Source organism: Citreicella sp. C3M06 (genome assembly GCF_018860705.1).
In the GTDB taxonomy this organism is placed as follows: domain Bacteria; phylum Pseudomonadota; class Alphaproteobacteria; order Rhodobacterales; family Rhodobacteraceae; genus Salipiger.
Genome location: NZ_JAHKQA010000038.1, coordinates 1 through 17,728 on the forward strand (window position 1 = coordinate 1; position 17,728 = coordinate 17,728).

The window sequence follows — 17,728 nt, forward strand, 5'->3', positions numbered from 1 at the left end:
GATTTGTGCAACAAAGCCGGCTCGTACCAGTAATCTCTGAGAGCTTGAGGGTGTTGCCGAGCTCAATTGATATAGACTCTGCCTGCTGCGCGAAGTCAGCTCTTTTGATCATCGCATCTAGAACGACTTTTTGCGCCATGGCCCACCTCTTGTTTGTTACTTATCTCGATCAAACGCTGCGACAAGTATGTTGTCAAATGCGATTGCCACGGGAGGGCTTTGTTACCCACACCCTTGCACCCCAGCCCCCCAACGCTTAGGAAAACACCGCGCAACCTGCCACGGGAGGGCCTTTGACGATGCAAGACGACCCAAGGACGCTGGTCTCGACGGACTGGCTGGCCGCGCATCTGAAAGATCCCGATCTGCGCCTCCTCGATGCCACTTGGCACATGCCCGGTTCGGGGCGCGATCCGCGCAAGGAATATGACGCCGCCCATATCCCCGGTGCGCGCTTCTTTGATATCGACGATGTCAGCGATGCCCGCTCGGAGCTGCCGCACATGGTGCCCCCGGTGGAAAAATTCATGTCGCGGATGCGGGCGCTTGGGGTCGGCGACGGCCATCAGATCGTGGTCTACGACAGTTACGGCCTGTTCAGCGCCGCCCGCGTCTGGTGGCTGTTCAAGCTGATGGGGCACGACGATATCGCCGTGCTCGACGGCGGTCTGGCGAAATGGCAGGCCGAAGGGCGCGACATCGAAGACATGCCCCCGGTGATCCGCGACCGCCACATGACCGTGCGTCGCCAGAACCAGATGGTGCGCGACGTCACGCAGGTCTCGGCCGCCTCGAAGCTGAAAGACACCGAAATCATCGACGCCCGCGCCCCCGAGCGCTTTCGCGGCGAAGTGGCCGAGCCGCGCCCCGGCCTGCGCTCTGGCCATATCCCCGGCGCAAGGAACGTGCCTTTCGGCTCCGTTCTCAACGCCGATGGCACCATGAAGGCCCCCGCCGATCTGCGCGCCACCTTCGAGGCCGCCGGCGTCGATCTGAAAAAGCCCGCAATCACCTCCTGTGGGTCCGGCGTCACCGCCGCGATCCTCAACCTTGCCCTGACGCGGATCGGCAAGGACGACCATTCCCTCTATGACGGGTCCTGGAGCGAATGGGGGCAGTTCCCCACCCTTCCCGTCGCTACCGGAGACGCCTGATGTTCGAAAATCTCAAGGAACAGCCCGCCGACAAGATCTTGGCGCTGATGCAACAGTATCGCGAAGACCCGCGCGACACCAAGATCGACCTTGGCGTCGGCGTCTACAAGGATGCCAGCGGCAACACCCCGATCATGCGCGCGATCAAGGCCGCCGAGAAAAAGCTCTGGGAGGCCGAGACCACCAAGAGCTACACCGGCCTTGCAGGCGATCCCGGCTTTGCCGATGCGCTGTCCAGCCTCGTGCTTGGCGATGCGGTGCCGCGCGGCAATATCGCGGCGGCGGCCACCCCCGGCGGCACCGGCGCGGTGCGTCAGGGCTTTGATCTCGTGCTTCAGGCGAACCCCAAGGCCAGGATCTGGGTGTCCGATCCGACCTGGCCGAACCACCTGTCGATCCTCAAGCACATGAAACTGCCCTTCACCGAATACCGCTATTTCGACAGTGAAACCCGGGCGGTGGATTTCACCCACATGATCGCCGACCTGACCGCAGTCGCCCCCGGCGATGTGGTGCTGCTGCACGGATGCTGCCACAACCCGACCGGCGCCAACCTGACGCAGGCGCAGTGGAAGGCCGTCATCCAGCTGCTGTTGGAAAAAGAAGCGGTGCCGATGATCGACATCGCCTATCAGGGCTTTGGCGACGGCCTCGAAGAAGACGCGATGGGCACCCGCATGGTCTGCGCGGCGATGCCCGAAGTGATCATCGCAGCCTCTTGCTCCAAGAACTTCGGCATCTACCGCGAGCGTACCGGCCTGCTGATGGCCGTGTCCAAGGACGCCGCGCGCACCAAGCTCAACCAGGGCACGCTGAACTACCTCAACCGGCAGAATTACAGCTTCCCGCCGGATCACGGGGCGCGGCTTGTCACCATGGTGCTGAACGATCCCGAACTGCGCGCCGACTGGGCCGCAGAACTCGAAGAGGTTCGCAGCTCGATGCTCGGCCTGCGCCAGCAGCTCGCGGATGAGCTGAAACGCCTGACCAACTCCGACCGCTTCAATTTTATCGCGCAACACCGGGGTATGTTCTCACGTCTCGGCGCAACGCCGGAACAGGTGGAAACCCTGCGCCGCGATTTCGGCATCTACATGGTCGGCGATTCGCGCCTGAACATCGCAGGCCTGAACAAGACCACCGTGCCGATCCTCGCCGACGCCATCGTCAAGGCCGGCATCTGATCCCTGCGGCGGCGCCCCACTACGGGCGCCGCCTGCCCCTCAGCCATGGCACGCAAGACTGTCCTGCGGCGCCTCATCCCGCTCGGTCATGCCGTAATCGCGCAGCACATGACACACCCGCAGACGATAATCGGCAAAGATGCCGTCCCGTCCCGCTTTCTGCGCGCCGCGATGCGCCACCAGCTGGCGCCATCGCGCCACCGCCGCCTCGTCTTCGAAGAAACTGATCGACAACAGCTTGCCCGGCGTCGTCAGGCTTTCGAACCGCTCGACAGAGATGAACCCTTCGACCTCCTCGACCATAGGGCGCATCGCCGCGGCGATATCCAGATAGTCTGTACGCCGCCCCTCTGCCGGGACGACTTCGAAAATGATGGCGATCATGGCGCTCCTCCGTTTGCGCCACCTTGCCGCCACCCCCGCCCGTCTTTCAAGCGCCCAGAGCGCCACCCCACAGTGCAACGCTCCCCGCTTCTTCTGGCCGGAAATATCCCGGGGGGTTTGGGGGGCTGGCCCCCCATCTGCCCGACACTCCCATCCGGAACAGCTCAGGCAAAGAATTGCATGATCCGCCCGCGAGGCGTAATCGAGTAGCATAACCAAAGGGCATCGGCATGACGGCAAAACGGCGCGGAGTCATCTATACAGCTTGGGGGCGCGAACACGTCGACGTCGCGCGGCGCTCTGCGGCAAGCGTGAAGCGCACCAATCCCGACATCGAAACCGCCATCTGGTGCAAGCAGGGCGACGACATTTCAGGCTTCGACGAAGGCTTCATCATCCCCGACGGCATGAAGCGCCCCAAGATCGAACTGCTCTCGCAATCGCCCTATGACGAAACGCTGTACCTCGACAACGACACCATCATCCGTGCCGATCTGAGCCCGATGTTCGATCTGCTGCGCAAATACGAACTATGCGGCGCGCAGGTGATCCTGTGGCACCGCAAGCGCCACCTGAAGAAGATCGACCTCGACCTTCCCGAAAGCTTCCCCGAGATCAACTGCGGCGTGCTGCTCTATCGCAAATCCCCGCGCACCGATGCGTTCTTTGCCGACTGGGTGCGGCGCTACCTCGCCTCGGGCATGAAGATCGACCAGCCCGCCTTCCGAGAGGCGCTCTGGGACTCCGACGTAGATTTCTACGTTCTTCCGCCGCAGTACAACAAACGGGTGTTCGAAGCCTCCGAGCTGATCTGGTCCGACGCCCCCAAGGCGCGGATTTTCCATCTCGAACTGCTACGCCCGCAAAAGAACCCCCTGCTGCGCTGGCTGTCCGACCGGATTCGCTAAGGCTGACGTGGCGCGCTATCTTGTGCCCCAAGGCGCCCCCGTGCGAGCGTCCGACCCCGAGGAGCAAGCCATGATTGATACCCAGATAGCCCCGACCCACCTTCCCCAGACGATGGCCCCGCGCAATCCCGGCATGGCGCTCGACATGGACAAGGTGATGCGGGCAACGGCCAACCGCTCGGCGATCGAACGCCGCGCCGCGACCCTGCCGGGGCGCAGGTCTCTGAAAAAGGATCATCAGGCAGCATGGCTGGCGCGGGCGATCACCTGCATCGACCTCACCACGCTGGCGGGCGACGACACGCCGGGCCGGGTGGCCCGGCTCTGCGCCAAGGCACGCCAGCCGGTCCGCGCTGATCTGCTCGAGGCACTAGGGCTTTCGGGCCTGACCGTCGGCGCAGTCTGCGTCTATCACGACATGATCGCCCCGGCGGTCGCGGCGCTGGCCGGGTCGAACATCCCGGTTGCCGCCGTCTCCACCGGCTTTCCCGCGGGCCTGTCGCCCTTCGCCCTGCGCGTCGCTGAGATCACCGAAAGCGTCAAGGCCGGCGCCCGCGAGATTGATATCGTGATCTCGCGCCGCAAGGTGCTGACCGGCGACTGGCAAGGGCTCTACGACGAAATGCGCACCTTTCGCGAGGCTTGCGGCGATGCCCATGTCAAGGCGATCCTCGCCACCGGCGAGCTGGGCACGCTTCAGAACGTGGCCCGCGCGTCGATGGTCTGCATGATGGCCGGCGCCGATTTCATCAAGACTTCGACCGGCAAGGAAAGCGTCAACGCGACCCTGCCTGTCAGCCTCGTGATGATGCGGGCGATCCGCGATTATCACGACGACACCGGTTACCGGGTCGGCTACAAGCCCGCGGGTGGCATTTCCAAGGCGAAGGACGCGCTGGTCTACCTGTCGCTGCTCAAGGACGAGCTGGGTGATCGCTGGTTGCGCCCCGACCTGTTCCGCTTTGGCGCCTCCTCGCTATTGGGTGACATCGAACGCCAGCTCGACCATCACGTGACCGGCGCCTATTCCGCCAGCTGGCGTCACGCTCTGGCCTGAGACGCCCCGCCCGTTTTACAGGCGCCGACCACCTCCCGCACCATCACTGCGCGGGAATTTGCGCTGCGGCGCGATTGAGTCTTGTGAGCCGCCCGCCCATTCCCCTACCGTTTGGTCAAAAACTAATCATCAACAGGGGAATGGGTCCAATGACCGACCGTAAGAAAATGCTTGCCGAAATGACGCGGCGGCGGATGCTGCTGGGCTCTACGGGCCTTGCCGTCGCTGCCGGAATGCTGCCCGCAAAGCTCTTTGCGCAGGATCCGATTGCCGTGGCCGGAATTTATACCGTGCCCGTCGAACAGCAATGGGTCAGCCGCATCCATGTCGCCGCCGAGGCCGCCGCCGAGCAGGGGCTGATCACCTATACCTTCAGCGAAAACACCGCCAACACCGACTATCCGCGCGTCATGCGCGAATACGCCGAACAAGGCGTGCAACTGATCATCGGCGAGATCTTCGGCGTCGAACAGGAAGCCCGCGAAGTGGTGCTCGATTACCCGGACACCGCCTTCCTAATGGGCTCGTCCTTCCTGCCCGACCCCGATTACCCCAACCTCGCGGTGTTCGACAATTACATTCAGGATGCATCCTACCTGTCGGGCATCATCGCCGGCGCGATGAGCGAGTCCGGCAAGATCGGCATGGTCGGCGGCTTCCCCATCCCCGAGGTCAACCGCCTGATGAACGCCTTTATGGCCGGCGTGCAGGAGGTCAAGCCCGAGGCAGAGTTTCAGGTCAGCTTCATCGGCTCGTGGTTCGATCCACCCAAGGCCAAGGAAACCGCCTTTGCGATGATCGAGTCCGGTGTGGACTTGCTCTATGCCGAACGCTTCGGCGTGTCGGATGCGGCGCAGGAAAAGGGCATCCTTGCCATCGGAAACGTCATCGACACGCAAGCCGATTACCCCGACACCGTGGTCGCCTCGGCGCTGTGGGATTTCGGCCCGACGCTGGCGGCCGCCATCGCCAAGGTCTCTGATGGCAGCTTCGAGGCCGACAATTACGGTCTCTACAGCTTCATGAAAGAAGGCGGCTGCTCGCTCGCCCCCCTTGGCACCTTCGAAGGCAAAATCCCGCAAGACGCGCTCGACATGGTCGCCGCCAAGCAGGCCGCCATCAAGGACGGCAGCTTCGAGGTCACCATCGACGACAGCGAGCCCGCCTCGTCCTGATGCGCATCGACCCCATGGCGCAGGGCCCCGTCCTGCGCCTTTCCGGCATCACCAAACGCTTCGGCGGGCTGATTGCGAATGACGGGATCTCCCTGAGCCTCGCGCGCGGCGAGGTCGTGGCACTGCTGGGCGAAAACGGCGCGGGCAAGACCACGCTGATGAACATCCTGTTCGGCCATTACACCGCTGACGCCGGCACGGTCGAGGTCATGGGCCAGACCCTGCCCCCCGGCCAGCCCGGCGCGGCGCTCAAGGCAGGCGTTGGCATGGTGCACCAGCATTTCACCTTGGCGGACAACCTGACGGTGCTCGACAACGTTCTGCTGGGCACGCGGCCGCTGCTATCGCTGTCTTCAGGGCGCAGCGCGGCGCGCGCGCGTCTGGCGCAGCTGGCGCAGGATTTCGGCCTTGCGGTCAACCCCGATGCCCGCGTCGCAACCCTGTCGGTGGGGGAACGCCAGCGGGTCGAGATCCTCAAGGCGCTCTATCGCGACGCCCGCATCCTGATCCTAGATGAACCCACGGCGGTGCTGACCCCGCAAGAGGCCGACGCGCTGTTCGATACGCTGCGCCGGATGACGCAGCAGGGGCTGTCGGTGATCTTCATCAGCCACAAGCTGCACGAGGTGATGGCAATTTCCTCGCGCGTGCTGGTGCTGCGCCACGGCAGGTTGGTGGGCGAAACCGCCACCGCGCAAACCGATCGCCACCAGCTCGCCACGCTGATGGTCGGCGCAGAAATCACCGCCCCCGCCCCGGCCAAGGCCCGCCCCGGCGCGACCCTGTTGAAGCTCGACAAGGTCAGCACCGCAAGGCAGGGCAACCGGCCCGGCCTCGAGCAGATCACCATGGAGCTGCGCGCCGGGCAGATTCTCGGCCTCGCCGGTGTTTCAGGCAATGGTCAGGGCGCATTGGCCGATCTCCTCTGCGGCCTCGACAGCCCCACCGAAGGCAGCCTGACCATCGCTGGAACCACCCCGCAGGCATGGTCCCCCCGCGCCGCGCTGGACCACCGCATCGGGCGTATTCCCGAAGATCGGCACAAGACCGGCACCATCGCCGATTTCACCCTGACCGAAAACGCCGTGCTGGAAAGCTACGCCGCAGGCGGCGGCTGGATGAACTGGCGCGCCGCCCGCGCTGCCACTGCCGGAATCATCGACAAATACGACATCCGCTGCCCCGGCCCGGACACCCGTATCCGCCTGCTGTCGGGTGGCAACATGCAAAAGCTCATCCTTGGCCGCGTGCTGGAAACCACCCCGCGCATCATCCTCGCCAACCAGCCGGTCCGTGGCCTCGATATCGGCGCGGTCACCTACGTGCAGGAACAGCTCATCGCCGCCCGCGACGCAGGCGCGGCCATCCTGCTCATCTCCGAAGATCTCGACGAAATCCTCAGCCTCTCGGACAGCATCCGCGTCATCTCGCAAGGCCGCCTCTCCCCGGACTTCCCCCGAGGCACAAAAACCCCGACCGAACTTGGCCAATGGATGGCCGGACAAGGCTTCGACCATGCCGCCTGAATCTCAATCCACATCAATGGCGCCCCTCCCTTCTTCTGGCGAAAAATATCCCGGGGGTGTGGGGGCTGGCCCCCACTGCTCACCGCGCGCGCGGTCGGCCTACCACGTCCTTCCCCACGCACCGCTGGCGGCAAGGATCCCATTCTGATGCGCCTCGAACCCATCGCCGCCCCAAGTCCCGCCCGCACCTTCGCCCCACCGGCCATCGCCATCGCGGCGACCATCGCCGTCGCGGCGCTCCTTGCGGCGCTGGCCGGGGCCAACCCGGCGCAGACCCTCGGGTTGATCCTCAAGGGCGCTGCCGGGTCGAAATTCGCCGCTCTGGAGACGCTCAACCGCGCCACGCCGCTGATCTTCACTGGCCTCGCCGTCGCTGTCGCCTTCCGCGCCCGGCTGTGGAACATCGGGGCCGAGGCGCAGCTTTACGCCGGCGCGCTGCTGACCGTGCTGATCGGAACTCAGGGCTTGCCCGGCCCGCTCGCCCTGCCGCTCATGGCGCTTGGGGCCATCCTTGCGGGCGCGCTGGTGCTGCTCGGGCCGGTCATCCTGAAAACTCGGCTTGGCGTTGACGAGGTTGTCACCACCTTGCTGCTCAATTTTGTCATGGCGCTGTTGATCTCTTACCTGCTCGAAGGTCCGCTCAAGGATCCCATGGGCATGGGCTGGCCAAAATCGCCCTCGCTGCCACGGGACACGCGGCTGCCCCGCATCATCGACGGGCTGCGCCTGCATTGGGGCTTTGCGCTGGCGCTGATCTGCGCCGCAAGCGTCTGGGTCATGCAAACCCGCACCACGCTGGGCTATGAAATCCGCGCCGTCGGGCTGAACCCCGATGCCGCCCGCTTTGCCGGTATCCCGGTGACGCGTGTGCTGCTGAAAACCGCGCTGATCTCGGGCGGGCTGGCCGCGCTGGCCGGTTTTTCCGAGGTCGCGGGCCTCAAGGGCAACCTGACCACCGACCTGTCCGCCAATTTCGGCTATACCGGCATTGTCGTCGCGATGCTGGCCCTGCTACATCCGCTTGGGGTCGTGATCTCGGCGCTGTTCGTCGCGGGCATCTTCGTGGGGGCCGACAGCATGTCACGCGCCGCCGAGGTGCCCACCTATATCGCCGATCTGCTGCTGGCCTGCGCGCTGCTGTTCATGGTGTTGGCGATCCTGCTGACACGGTTCCGGGTGGTGCGCGGATGACCGAGCTTATCGACATCCTGCTCAGCGCCAGCTTCTGGGCCGCCATCCTGCGCATCGCCTCGCCGCTGATCTTCGCCACCATGGGAGAGCTGATCTGCGAGCGCGCCGGGGTGCTCAACCTCGGGATCGAAGGCATCATGGTGTTTGGCGCCTTCGCAGGCTGGGTCACCATCTATGCCGGGGGGCCGTTGTGGCTGGGTGTCGCCGTCGCCTTTGGCGCGGGCGCGCTGTTTGGCGCGCTGCACGGGTTGCTGACCATCCCCTTTGGCCTGTCGCAACATGTGGTCGGCCTTGGCATCACCATGCTGGCCACGGCGGCAGCCTATTACGCCTATCGCCTCGCCCTGCCCGAGGTCACCAACCCGCCGCGCATCACCCCGTTTCAGCCGCTGCACATCCCGGTGCTATCCGATATCCCTTGGTTCGGGCAGGCGCTATTCTCGCAAACGGCGCTGACATGGGCAGGCTTTGCCGTGACCGGGCTGACCGCGCTGATCCTGTATCGCACGCCGCTAGGCCTTGCCTTGCGCGCCGCCGGGGAAAACCCGCAGGCGGTCGAGGCGCAGGGCCTGTCGGTCACCGCGCTGCGCATGGGCGCGGTGATCACCGGATCGGGCCTGATGGCTGTCGGCGGGGCGTTCCTGACCATGTCGGCCTTTTCCAGCTTTTTCTTCGAAATGGTCAACGGGCGCGGCTGGATCTGCATCGCGCTGGTGGTGTTCGGTGCGTGGAAGCCGGGCAAGGCGCTGCTGGGCGCGCTGCTGTTCGCCGGGTTCGACGCATTGCAGATCCGCTTGCAACAGACCGGGCTGGGGCAGGTCGTGCCCTATCAGGTGTTCCTGATGATCCCCTATCTTTTGTCGATCCTTGCGCTGATCGCCATGTCCCGCCGGGCCGAAGTCCCCGCGGCCCTGATGACCCCCTTCAATCGCGGAGACCGCTGATGGCCACATTCGACATTCTCGTCACCGGAGGCATCCTGCCCGACGGCACCGTCAAGGACATCGGCATCACCGGCGGCACCATCAATGCCATCGGCGATCTGTCGGGCAGCGACGCGGGCGAGGTGATCGACGCCGCCGGCGATCTGGTCTCGCCGCCCTTCGTCGATCCGCATTTCCACATGGACGCGACGCTGAGCTACGGCACGCCGCGCATCAACGCCTCCGGCACGCTGCTGGAGGGCATTGCGCTCTGGGGCGAGTTGAAGCAGATCGCCACCGTCGACGAGATGGTGCAGCGCGCGCTGGCCTATTGCGACTGGGCGGTCAGCATGGGGTTGCTGGCGGTGCGCAGCCATGTCGACACCTGCGACGATACGCTTAAAGGGGTCGAGGCGCTTTTGCAGGTGCGCGAGGCGGTCAAGCCGTACCTCGATCTGCAACTGGTCGCCTTTCCGCAGGATGGGTTCTACCGCGATCCGACGGCGCGGGCGAATACCTTGCGCGCGCTCGACATGGGCGTCGACGTGGTCGGCGGCATCCCGCATTTCGAACGGACCATGGCGGATGGCGCCGCATCCGTGCGCGAGCTGTGCGAAATCGCGGCGGATCGCGGCCTGCTGGTCGATCTGCATTGCGATGAAAGCGACGATCCGATGTCGCGTCATATCGAAACGCTGTGCTACGAAACCCAGCGGCTGGGGCTGCAAGGGCGGGTGGCGGGCTCGCACCTGACCTCGATGCATTCGATGGACAACTACTATGTTTCGAAGCTTTTGCCGCTGATGGCCGAAGCGCAGATCGCGGCGATCCCGAACCCGCTGATCAACATCACCCTTCAGGGGCGGCACGATACCTTCCCCAAGCGGCGCGGTCTGACGCGGGTCAAGGAAATGCAGGCGCAGGGCATTCGGGTCGGCTGGGGGCAGGATTGCGTGCGGGATCCCTGGTACTCGCTGGGCACGGCAGACATGCTGGACGTGGCGTTCATGGGGCTGCACGTGGCGCAGATGACCTCTCCGGAAGAGATGCAGCGCTGTTTCACCATGGTGACCGAGGAGAATGCCAAAATCCTGCATCTGGATGACTACGGGCTGGCGGTTGGCAAGGCGGCGTCGCTGGTGGTGCTGGATGCTGGCTCGGCGATCGAGGCGCTACGGCTGCGGCCCGACCGGCTGTGCGTGATTTCGAAGGGAAAAGTGGTGTCGCGTCAGGCGCGCAACGACGCGCGGCTGGATCTGCCGGGACGGCCGGGCGCGGTGCGGCGACGCCACAAGCTGGCGGAGGGCTAGGCCGCTCCCGCGGACGAGGGCAAGTACTCGGAGGAGCGACAGCCGGGGGCTGGCCTCCGGACAAACGAAAGCCGGGGGCCAGCCCCCGAACCCCCGGGATATTTTCGGCCAGAAGAAGGGCGGGCGCGGCGCCTTTGACTTACAGGAGAGGTCAGGCGACGAGCTTTTCGGCCCTTTTGAGATCGACCGAGACCAGTTGCGAGACGCCCTGTTCCTGCATCGTGACCCCGAACAGACGGTCCATCCGCGACATGGTCACAGCGTGATGCGTGATGATCAGGAAGCGGGTGTCGGTGCGGCGGCACATTTCATCCAGCAGGTCGCAGAAGCGCGTGACGTTGGCGTCATCGAGCGGCGCGTCGACCTCGTCGAGCACGCAGATCGGCGCGGGGTTGGCGATGAACACCGCAAAGATCAGCGCCATCGCGGTCAGGGTTTGTTCCCCGCCCGACAACAGCGACAGAGTCGAAAGCTTCTTGCCCGGCGGTTGGCACATGATTTCCAGCCCGGCCTCGAGCGGGTCGTCGGATTCGACCATCACGAGGTTGGCCTCGCCGCCGTTGAACAGATGCGTGAACAGCAGCCGGAAGTTGCTGTTCACCTGCTCGAACGCTGTGAGCAGCCGTTCGCGCCCTTCGCGGTTCAGCGAGGCAATGCCGGAGCGCAGGGTCTTGATCGCCTCTTCGAGGTCGGTCTTTTCGCTGGCGAGCGTGTCGTGTTCGGTCTGGATCTCTCGGGCGTCTTCCTCGGCGCGCAGGTTGACCGCGCCAAGCGCGTCGCGCTGGCGTTTCAGCCTGTTCACATCGGCTTCGATGCGATCTGACGGGGGCATGTCTTCGGGTGCGGTTTCAAGCCGGTCCAGCAGGTTTTGCGGCGTGGTTTCCTGATCTTCGAGAATGCGGGCGGCGGCGGAATCGACCGTTTCGCGCGCGGCCTCGACGCGGGCCTCGGAGCGCGCCCGCGCTTCGCGTGCTTCGGAGGCGAGCCGTTCGGCGTCGCGCTCATGAGAGATGGCTTCGCGCAGGGCGGTTTCGGCCTGCACCAACGCCTCGGCTGCGGCGGCGCGGCGGGCCTCGTCGCGAGCGATGGTCTCGTTCAGCTCGTCGCGTTTTTCCGCCAGTTCGGCGGGCAGCGCGACGGCCTCTTCCAGTTCGTCCTCGGCGGCGGCCTTGCGCTCGGCCAGTTCCGCACTGCGCTTTTCCGCCGTGTCCAGACGGTTGCGCCAGCCCGACAGATCCCTCGCGACCTGTTGCGCCCGGCTTTTGCGGGCGTCGCCTTCGCGGCGCAGCTCATCATGGGCGGAGCGGCGGGTCATCATGGTCATGCGGGCGGCTTCAACCGTGACCTTGATGTCTTCGACCTCGGCGCGGGCAGTTTCCAGATCGCCCAGATCGGTGACGGCGCGCTCGGCTTCGAGCAGCTGCTTGCGCGCGGTTGTCGCGTCGTCTTCGTGGCGGGTGACCGCCATCGCAAGGCTTTCCAGCTTGCCCGTCGCCATGTTGCGGTCGGCCTCGGCGCGGTTGGCGGCGCGGACCATGTCATTCAGGTTCTGGTCGGCCAGACGGCGGGCCTCGCGGGCGTTTTTGTCGGCTTGGGTCTGTTGCGCCAGTGTCGCCACCAGAGTCTCATGCGCGGCGCGCATTTCATCGACGCGGGCGGTCGCCTCGGCCATCTCCTGCCTGAGCGTTTCAAGCTTGTTGCGCTGTTCCAGCCGCAGCGCGGCGGCAGAGGGCGCATCTTCGGCCCATGCGCGGTAGCCATCCCAGCGCCACAGATCGCCCTCGAGGCTGACCAGCCGCTGGCCGGGGCGCAGCAACGGTTGCAGGCGAGCGCCATCAACGGCAGAGGCAAGCCCGATCTGCGACATCCGCCGGCCCAGCACTTCGGGCGCCGAGACATGCTGCGACAATGCCGTCACCCCGGCGGGGAGCGGCTGGCTGTCGTCATAGGGGGGCAGCGCCGACCATCCGGTGGGGCCGTCGGCATCGACTTCGGGGGCGCGCAGATCGTCGGCAAGCGCTGCGCCAAGCGCCTTTTCATAGCCTTGCTGCACCTGAAGCCGGTCGAGGATCTGACCGCCCTCGGCAGTGTCGCGATCGAGCATCCGGGCCAAGGCGGTGACCTCGGCGCGCAAGGCGTTGAACTCGCCCTCGGCGCTGGAACGTTCGGCGCGGGCCTCGGCCTCGAGACTGGCGGTTTCAGAGCGCGCGGCGTCGGCTTCGGCGAGATGCTCTTCGGCGGCTTCGGCAGCCTCCTGCGCAGCTTCGGCGGCGTCGCGGGCGTCGTCCATCAGCTGAGCGGCCTCGGCAGCCACATCGCCGGCCTGCGCCACGGCGGCGCGGGCACGGGCGGCCTCGCCATCATAGCGCTCGACCAGCCGCTTGGAATCCGAAAGGAAGCGGTGCGCCGACTGGTGGCGGGCGGCAAGCCGCGCCACATCCTCGGTGCGCTGCGCAAGGTCGGCCTCGCGCTCGTGCAAGGTAGCGGCGGCTTCGGACGCGGCCTCGGAGGCTTCTTCAAGGCGTTCCTCATGCCCCTCGGCGGCATCGGCCAAGGCTTGCGCTTCGGCCTCGAGCTGGGCAATGGTTTCGCCGGCGTCGCGGTTCAACCCGCCTTCGCGCTCCATGTCCTTGGCCATCTGGGCGATGCGGCGGGTCAGCGCGGCAATGGTTTCAGCGGCGCGCCTTTCCTGATCTGACAGCGTGTCGCGCTGCACCGTCAGGCGCTGAAGGATCGCCGCCGCGATCGCCTCTTCCTCGCGCAGCGATGGCAGCTTTTCCTCGCGCTCGGCGCGCAGCTTTGCCGCGGCGCGGGCGGCGCCCTCGGCCTGCGCCGCGCCGGTGACGTGGCTGCGATATTCGGTCTCGGCGGCCAGACGGGCGTCGTCGGCTTCTTTCCAGCGACGGAACAGCAACAGCCCTTCGGCGCGGCGCAGCTCTTCGCCGATGGCGCGGTAGCGCGCCGCCTGCCGGGCTTGCCGGGCCAGTTGCCCGAGCTGTCCGGCCAGCTGTTCGACCACGTCATCGACGCGCAGCAGGTTGGCCTCGGCGCTCGACAGCTTCAGCTCCGCCTCGTGGCGACGCTGGTACAGGCCGGAAATGCCCGCGGCTTCTTCGAGAATGCGCCGCCGGTTGCGCGGCTTGGCGTTGATCAGCTCGGCGATCTGTCCCTGCCGCACCAGCGCCGGAGAGGTCGAGCCGGTCGAAGCGTCGGCGAACAGCATCTGCACGTCGCGGGCGCGGGTTTCCTTGCCATTGGCCTTGTAGGCAGAGCCGACGTCGCGGGTGATCCGGCGCACGATGTCGAGCTGGTCGGTATCATTGAACCCGGCCGGGGCGAGCCGGTCGGAATTGTCAATGGTCAGGCAGACCTCGGCGAAATTGCGCGCCGGGCGGGTCGAGGCACCCGCGAAGATCACGTCTTCCATGCCCGATCCGCGCATCGCCTTGGCGCGGGTTTCCCCCATCACCCAGCGCAGCGCCTCGAGCAGGTTGGACTTGCCGCAGCCATTGGGCCCGACCACGCCGGTCAGCCCGTCGGCAATGACAAGTTCCGTGGGATCGACGAAGCTCTTGAAGCCTGATAGCCGAAGACGTGAGAACTGCACCTGATACTGCCCTGATTCCGTTGCGCCGGACAGTTTCGCCGTTGCAGGCCGGTACTGTCAAACCATTTGGCCTGCATATCGCGGATGATCACAGATTATCCACAAGATATTGCGTGAACCACGACCATCTAAGGGATTGACCTACGGAATGTTAGCGCGTTTCATCGCCGGACTGAAACGGAGCTGCCAATGCCTCTTGCCATAACACTGGTTTCGCCCCGCGATCCGCGCGCTGCTGCCCTGCTTGCCGAAAGCCATGCGCTGATGGATTCGCTGTTTCCACCCGAAGCCAACGCATATCTTGATATCGAGGCACTGTGCGATCCGTCGGTCACGTTTTACGGCGCGGTGGAAGATGGCGAATTGCTGGGCTGCGCCGCGCTGGCACACAAGGATGGCTATGGCGAGGTGAAGTCGATGTTCGTAGCCCCGGTGGCACGCGGCATCGGCGTGGCGCGACGGCTGCTCGAACATCTCGAAGCCGCCGCCGAGCGCGAAGGGCTGCATCTTCTACGCCTGGAGACAGGCGACAAGCTGGCGGCTGCGGTGTCGCTCTACGAGCGCTACGGCTACACAAGGCGTGAGCCATTCGGCGGCTATCAGACCAACGGCTCCAGCCTGTTCTACGAAAAGGCGGTCAGCGCGCCATCTTGATCAGCGCTTGGAGCATTCCAGCGTTGCCTCGCCGCCCAGACGATCGTTGATGTAGCTACCCATGATGTCGCAGGAGATGATGCGCTTGCGCGGCTCCTTCGGGGCCGGGCGGCCATGGCAGCTAAGCCCCATCACCATCACCGCCGGATCGCCCGTCACCCATGCCGGCTTGCAGCCGGTTTCAAGGAAGACCGCTTTTTGCGCCCGCTCGGAAATCGGGCCGTAGCGGGCCGGGAATTCGGGATTGGTGCGGATCACTTCGGCCATGTCATCCCTGAACCGCATCACGAAGGTCGACCCCTCGACCTTGCGCGTGACCGGCGTTACGCCATAGAACCCCGGCCCCCCCATGTTGCAGGCGGCCAACAAGGCCACGAAGCTGAGGCTGATGTTTTTCATCTCGTCATTAGACGGCCAAATTGGTTAACAGCTGCTGAACGTTGCTACCTTGGCACGTTCAGCCCACGCGCCTTTCGGTTTCGAGATGGCCGCTGCGACATCTTGGCATGGAACCGGCTCTGCGCGGGCTCGTTCGGTTTATAGAAAGATGGAGAGCGATCATGACCGATCATGCCGACAGCACCAACCGCCGCACGCCACGGCCCCTGCGCCCCGACTGGCGCTGGATGCTCATTCTTGGCGCCCTGCTGATCGTCGGCGGGCTGATGGCGTTTCTCAACCCGTTCGCTGCATCGCTGACGGCCGTGGCCATTGCCGGGGGCATTTTCACCCTCGGGGGGGCCATTCAGATGTGGATCGCATTTCAGGACGAGGGTGGCGGCGTCGGGCGCGGGCTCTCGGGCCTTCTGGGCCTGCTGATCCTTGCCTTCGGCGTGTCGCTGATCGCCAACCCGCTGATGGGCATCGTGTCGCTGACGCTGCTCATTGCGGGCTTCTTCATCGCCTCGGGCGTGCTGCGGATCTGGCTGGGGCTGATGATGCGCCATCTGCCCGGCTGGGGCTGGCTGGTCGCATCGGGGGCCGTCTCGTTGATCCTTGGCGTGCTGGTCATCGTCGCGCTTCCCAGTGAACCCGGCAGCTTGCTGGGCCTGTTCCTAGGCGTCGACCTGCTAAGCACCGGCGTCGGGCTGACCGCGCTGTCGTTGAAGATCCGCGCCCGGCGCTAGAATTTGACGGTGACGCCCGGCAGGTTGATGGTGACCAGCAGGTCGCGCAATTCCTGCCGCGCGGCAACGTTCGAGATATTCAGCGCCCGCACCCCGATATCGCGCAGATCGAGCAGCGTCAGCCCGCGCGGAAACAGTTCGCGAAAGATCACCCGCTCGGAAAACCCCGGCGCGATGCGGAAACCGATCCGCTTGGAGAGCCGATCAAGCGCGCTCTCCATCTTCTGCTTGTTGATCATCTGCTGCACGCCAAGCCGGTTGCGCAGCACGATCCAGTCGATCGGCGGGCGCCCGGTTTGCGCCCGCAACTGGCGCGCCCCCCAGACCATTTCGGAATAGACTGACGGGCCAAGAATGCGATCCGTCGCGCCGTCGATCCGCGCCAGCAAGTCGAAATCGATGAAACTGTCGTTGAGCGGCGTGATCAGCGTGTCAGCCATCGAATGCGCGACCTGGCTCAGCCGTGTGTGCGAACCGGGGCAGTCGATCAGGATGAAATCCGACTGCGGCTCGAGGATCGCCAGCGCCTCGGTCAGACGGCGGTCGTTGACGTTTTCGCCGGGGGCAAGCTGTTCGGGCGCAACCTCGGGAAGTTCGATGTACCGGGGGGTCGGCAGGTCGATGCCCTTGGAATCAAGAAACGCCGTCCGGTTCTGACAATAGCGCCCCATGGTCTTTTGCCGCATGTCGAGATCAAGCGTACCCACCCGGTGACCCATGCGCACCAGCGCGGTCGCCACATGCATCGAGACGGTGGATTTCCCCGCCCCGCCCTTCTCGTTTCCGACAACAATGATATGCGCCACATCTGCCTCATCTGTTGGGGTCCGGATCTGCCGCCCGGCCCAATCGCGCTACCTCATCAAGACGTGATCGGCAAGATCTTGCCCAGATTTCCGCCCCTCGGAAACGACAAAAGCCCGACCGCAAGGCCGGGCTTTGACAGATTGCTGAAACCGCGGGATCAGTGCAGCTTGGCACCGACTTCCAAGATGGAATCGTCGATCATACGGTCCTTGTCGGCAGCCGAGGTCTGCTGGGCAATCACGTCCCGCGCAGCGGCAACCGCCACCATCGCAGCGCGATCGCGCACGTCTTTCACCGCTGCGGACTGCGCCGAGGCGATCTGCTCTTCGGCGGCCTGCAAACGGCGCGCGATGGTCGCTTCAAGATCCTTGTGCGCCTGCGCCGCAGCCGCTTCGGCCTCGACCCGGGCGTTTTTCACGATGCTGTCGGCCTGCGCCGCAACCTCACCCTGCTTGCGCTCGTAAGAGGCCAGCAGCGTCTGCGCTTCTTCGCGCAGGGCGCGGGCTTCGTCGAGCTCGTTGCGGATGCCGGTCGAACGCTTGTCGAGCAGGTTGCCCAGCAGCGACGGCACCTTGAAATACACAAGCACCCCAAGGAACAGCAGGAAGCCGATCAGCACCACGAAATCGGTGTTGCGCAGCGAGAAGAACGGGCCGGATGCGGCCAGCGCGGGGCTGGCTGCAAACATGCCAAAAGCGGTGGTCAGGGTCAGCTTGCGCAT

16 protein-coding genes are annotated in these 17,728 nt (G+C 65.1%); 11 read left to right on the forward strand and 5 right to left on the reverse strand.

Annotated features, from left to right (window positions below; genetic code table 11):
- Positions 1–299 precede the first annotated feature (299 nt).
- Both sseA and KO516_RS06980 read left to right on the forward strand, forming a co-directional pair.
- The gene (gene sseA, locus KO516_RS06975) at positions 300–1,154 is read left to right on the forward strand and encodes a 3-mercaptopyruvate sulfurtransferase (RefSeq protein ID WP_216003218.1); all 855 of its coding nucleotides are present in this window, start codon (positions 300–302) and stop codon (positions 1,152–1,154) included.
- Entirely contained in the window at positions 1,154–2,338 is a 1,185-nt protein-coding gene (locus KO516_RS06980) for an amino acid aminotransferase (RefSeq protein WP_216003069.1), read from the forward strand. Before sseA ends, KO516_RS06980 begins: the two co-directional genes overlap by 1 nt.
- Positions 2,339–2,377: 39 nt before the next feature.
- Here KO516_RS06980 and KO516_RS06985 read toward each other — a convergent pair whose 3' ends face one another.
- Complete coding sequence (locus tag KO516_RS06985) at positions 2,378–2,722, reverse strand: antibiotic biosynthesis monooxygenase (protein WP_216003070.1); 345 nt, start codon at positions 2,720–2,722, stop codon at positions 2,378–2,380.
- A 230-nt stretch (positions 2,723–2,952) separates the two neighbouring features.
- Between KO516_RS06985 and KO516_RS06990 the strand changes: the two genes are divergently transcribed.
- The 7 genes from KO516_RS06990 (at position 2,953) to KO516_RS07020 (ending at position 10,812) form a co-directional block, all read left to right on the forward strand.
- Complete coding sequence (locus KO516_RS06990) at positions 2,953–3,630, forward strand: hypothetical protein (RefSeq protein WP_216003071.1); 678 nt, start codon at positions 2,953–2,955, stop codon at positions 3,628–3,630.
- A 70-nt stretch (positions 3,631–3,700) separates the two neighbouring features.
- Positions 3,701–4,687 (forward strand): deoxyribose-phosphate aldolase, encoded by a 987-nt coding sequence (gene deoC, locus KO516_RS06995; RefSeq protein WP_216003072.1) that lies wholly within the window; start codon positions 3,701–3,703, stop codon positions 4,685–4,687.
- Between the two features lie 149 nt (positions 4,688–4,836).
- Positions 4,837–5,862 (forward strand): BMP family protein, encoded by a 1,026-nt coding sequence (locus KO516_RS07000; RefSeq protein WP_216003073.1) that lies wholly within the window; start codon positions 4,837–4,839, stop codon positions 5,860–5,862.
- 14 nt (positions 5,863–5,876) lie between these two features.
- On the forward strand, positions 5,877–7,388 hold the full coding sequence (locus KO516_RS07005) for an ABC transporter ATP-binding protein (RefSeq protein WP_216003219.1): 1,512 nt from the start codon (positions 5,877–5,879) through the stop codon (positions 7,386–7,388).
- Positions 7,389–7,535: 147 nt separating this feature from the next.
- Positions 7,536–8,579 (forward strand): ABC transporter permease, encoded by a 1,044-nt coding sequence (locus KO516_RS07010; protein ID WP_216003074.1) that lies wholly within the window; start codon positions 7,536–7,538, stop codon positions 8,577–8,579.
- Complete coding sequence (locus KO516_RS07015) at positions 8,576–9,523, forward strand: ABC transporter permease (protein ID WP_216003075.1); 948 nt, start codon at positions 8,576–8,578, stop codon at positions 9,521–9,523. The genes KO516_RS07010 and KO516_RS07015 overlap by 4 nt, the downstream gene beginning before the upstream one ends.
- Positions 9,523–10,812, forward strand: coding sequence for an amidohydrolase family protein (locus tag KO516_RS07020; RefSeq protein ID WP_216003076.1), 1,290 nt, complete (start codon positions 9,523–9,525; stop codon positions 10,810–10,812). The genes KO516_RS07015 and KO516_RS07020 overlap by 1 nt, the downstream gene beginning before the upstream one ends.
- Before the next feature lie 151 nt (positions 10,813–10,963).
- Here the strand turns inward: KO516_RS07020 and smc are convergent, their stop codons facing one another.
- Positions 10,964–14,419 carry a chromosome segregation protein SMC gene (smc, locus tag KO516_RS07025; protein ID WP_216003077.1) on the reverse strand — a complete coding sequence of 1,152 codons (3,456 nt, stop codon included), beginning with the start codon at positions 14,417–14,419 and terminating at the stop codon, positions 10,964–10,966.
- 189 nt (positions 14,420–14,608) lie between these two features.
- Between smc and KO516_RS07030 the strand changes: the two genes are divergently transcribed.
- Positions 14,609–15,073: a GNAT family N-acetyltransferase gene (locus KO516_RS07030; protein WP_216003078.1), complete on the forward strand. Its 465-nt coding sequence runs from the start codon at positions 14,609–14,611 to the stop codon at positions 15,071–15,073.
- Here the strand turns inward: KO516_RS07030 and KO516_RS07035 are convergent, their stop codons facing one another.
- Entirely contained in the window at positions 15,074–15,472 is a 399-nt protein-coding gene (locus tag KO516_RS07035; RefSeq protein ID WP_252737459.1) for a hypothetical protein, read from the reverse strand.
- 161 nt (positions 15,473–15,633) lie between these two features.
- Here KO516_RS07035 and KO516_RS07040 point away from each other — a divergent pair, with 161 nt between their 5' ends.
- The gene (locus tag KO516_RS07040; protein ID WP_216003079.1) at positions 15,634–16,200 is read left to right on the forward strand and encodes an HdeD family acid-resistance protein; all 567 of its coding nucleotides are present in this window, start codon (positions 15,634–15,636) and stop codon (positions 16,198–16,200) included.
- Here the strand turns inward: KO516_RS07040 and KO516_RS07045 are convergent.
- Together KO516_RS07045 and KO516_RS07050 are read right to left on the reverse strand one after the other, a co-directional pair.
- Positions 16,197–17,006, reverse strand: coding sequence for a division plane positioning ATPase MipZ (locus KO516_RS07045; RefSeq protein ID WP_216003080.1), 810 nt, complete (start codon positions 17,004–17,006; stop codon positions 16,197–16,199). The two genes, KO516_RS07040 and KO516_RS07045, sit on opposite strands and share 4 nt — an antisense overlap.
- Before the next feature lie 158 nt (positions 17,007–17,164).
- Entirely contained in the window at positions 17,165–17,728 is a 564-nt protein-coding gene (locus KO516_RS07050) for a F0F1 ATP synthase subunit B (protein ID WP_216003081.1), read from the reverse strand.

Excerpts from the sequence above, each read along its gene's own strand:
- KO516_RS07015 (WP_216003075.1), top strand. The coding sequence starts at position 8,576 with ATGACCGAGCTTATCGACATCCTGCTCAGCGCCAGCTTCTGGGCCGCC.
- KO516_RS06990 (WP_216003071.1), top strand. The coding sequence starts at position 2,953 with ATGACGGCAAAACGGCGCGGAGTCATCTATACAGCTTGGGGGCGCGAA.
- KO516_RS07030 (WP_216003078.1), top strand. The coding sequence starts at position 14,609 with ATGCCTCTTGCCATAACACTGGTTTCGCCCCGCGATCCGCGCGCTGCT.
- KO516_RS06985 (WP_216003070.1), bottom strand. The coding sequence starts at position 2,722 with ATGATCGCCATCATTTTCGAAGTCGTCCCGGCAGAGGGGCGGCGTACA.
- KO516_RS07010 (WP_216003074.1), top strand. The coding sequence starts at position 7,536 with ATGCGCCTCGAACCCATCGCCGCCCCAAGTCCCGCCCGCACCTTCGCC.
- KO516_RS07000 (WP_216003073.1), top strand. The coding sequence starts at position 4,837 with ATGACCGACCGTAAGAAAATGCTTGCCGAAATGACGCGGCGGCGGATG.
- KO516_RS07005 (WP_216003219.1), top strand. The coding sequence starts at position 5,877 with ATGGCGCAGGGCCCCGTCCTGCGCCTTTCCGGCATCACCAAACGCTTC.
- KO516_RS07050 (WP_216003081.1), bottom strand. The coding sequence starts at position 17,728 with ATGCGCAAGCTGACCCTGACCACCGCTTTTGGCATGTTTGCAGCCAGC.
- KO516_RS06980 (WP_216003069.1), top strand. The coding sequence starts at position 1,154 with ATGTTCGAAAATCTCAAGGAACAGCCCGCCGACAAGATCTTGGCGCTG.
- KO516_RS07035 (WP_252737459.1), bottom strand. The coding sequence starts at position 15,472 with ATGAAAAACATCAGCCTCAGCTTCGTGGCCTTGTTGGCCGCCTGCAAC.
- KO516_RS07020 (WP_216003076.1), top strand. The coding sequence starts at position 9,523 with ATGGCCACATTCGACATTCTCGTCACCGGAGGCATCCTGCCCGACGGC.
- sseA (WP_216003218.1), top strand. The coding sequence starts at position 300 with ATGCAAGACGACCCAAGGACGCTGGTCTCGACGGACTGGCTGGCCGCG.
- KO516_RS07040 (WP_216003079.1), top strand. The coding sequence starts at position 15,634 with ATGACCGATCATGCCGACAGCACCAACCGCCGCACGCCACGGCCCCTG.
- deoC (WP_216003072.1), top strand. The coding sequence starts at position 3,701 with ATGATTGATACCCAGATAGCCCCGACCCACCTTCCCCAGACGATGGCC.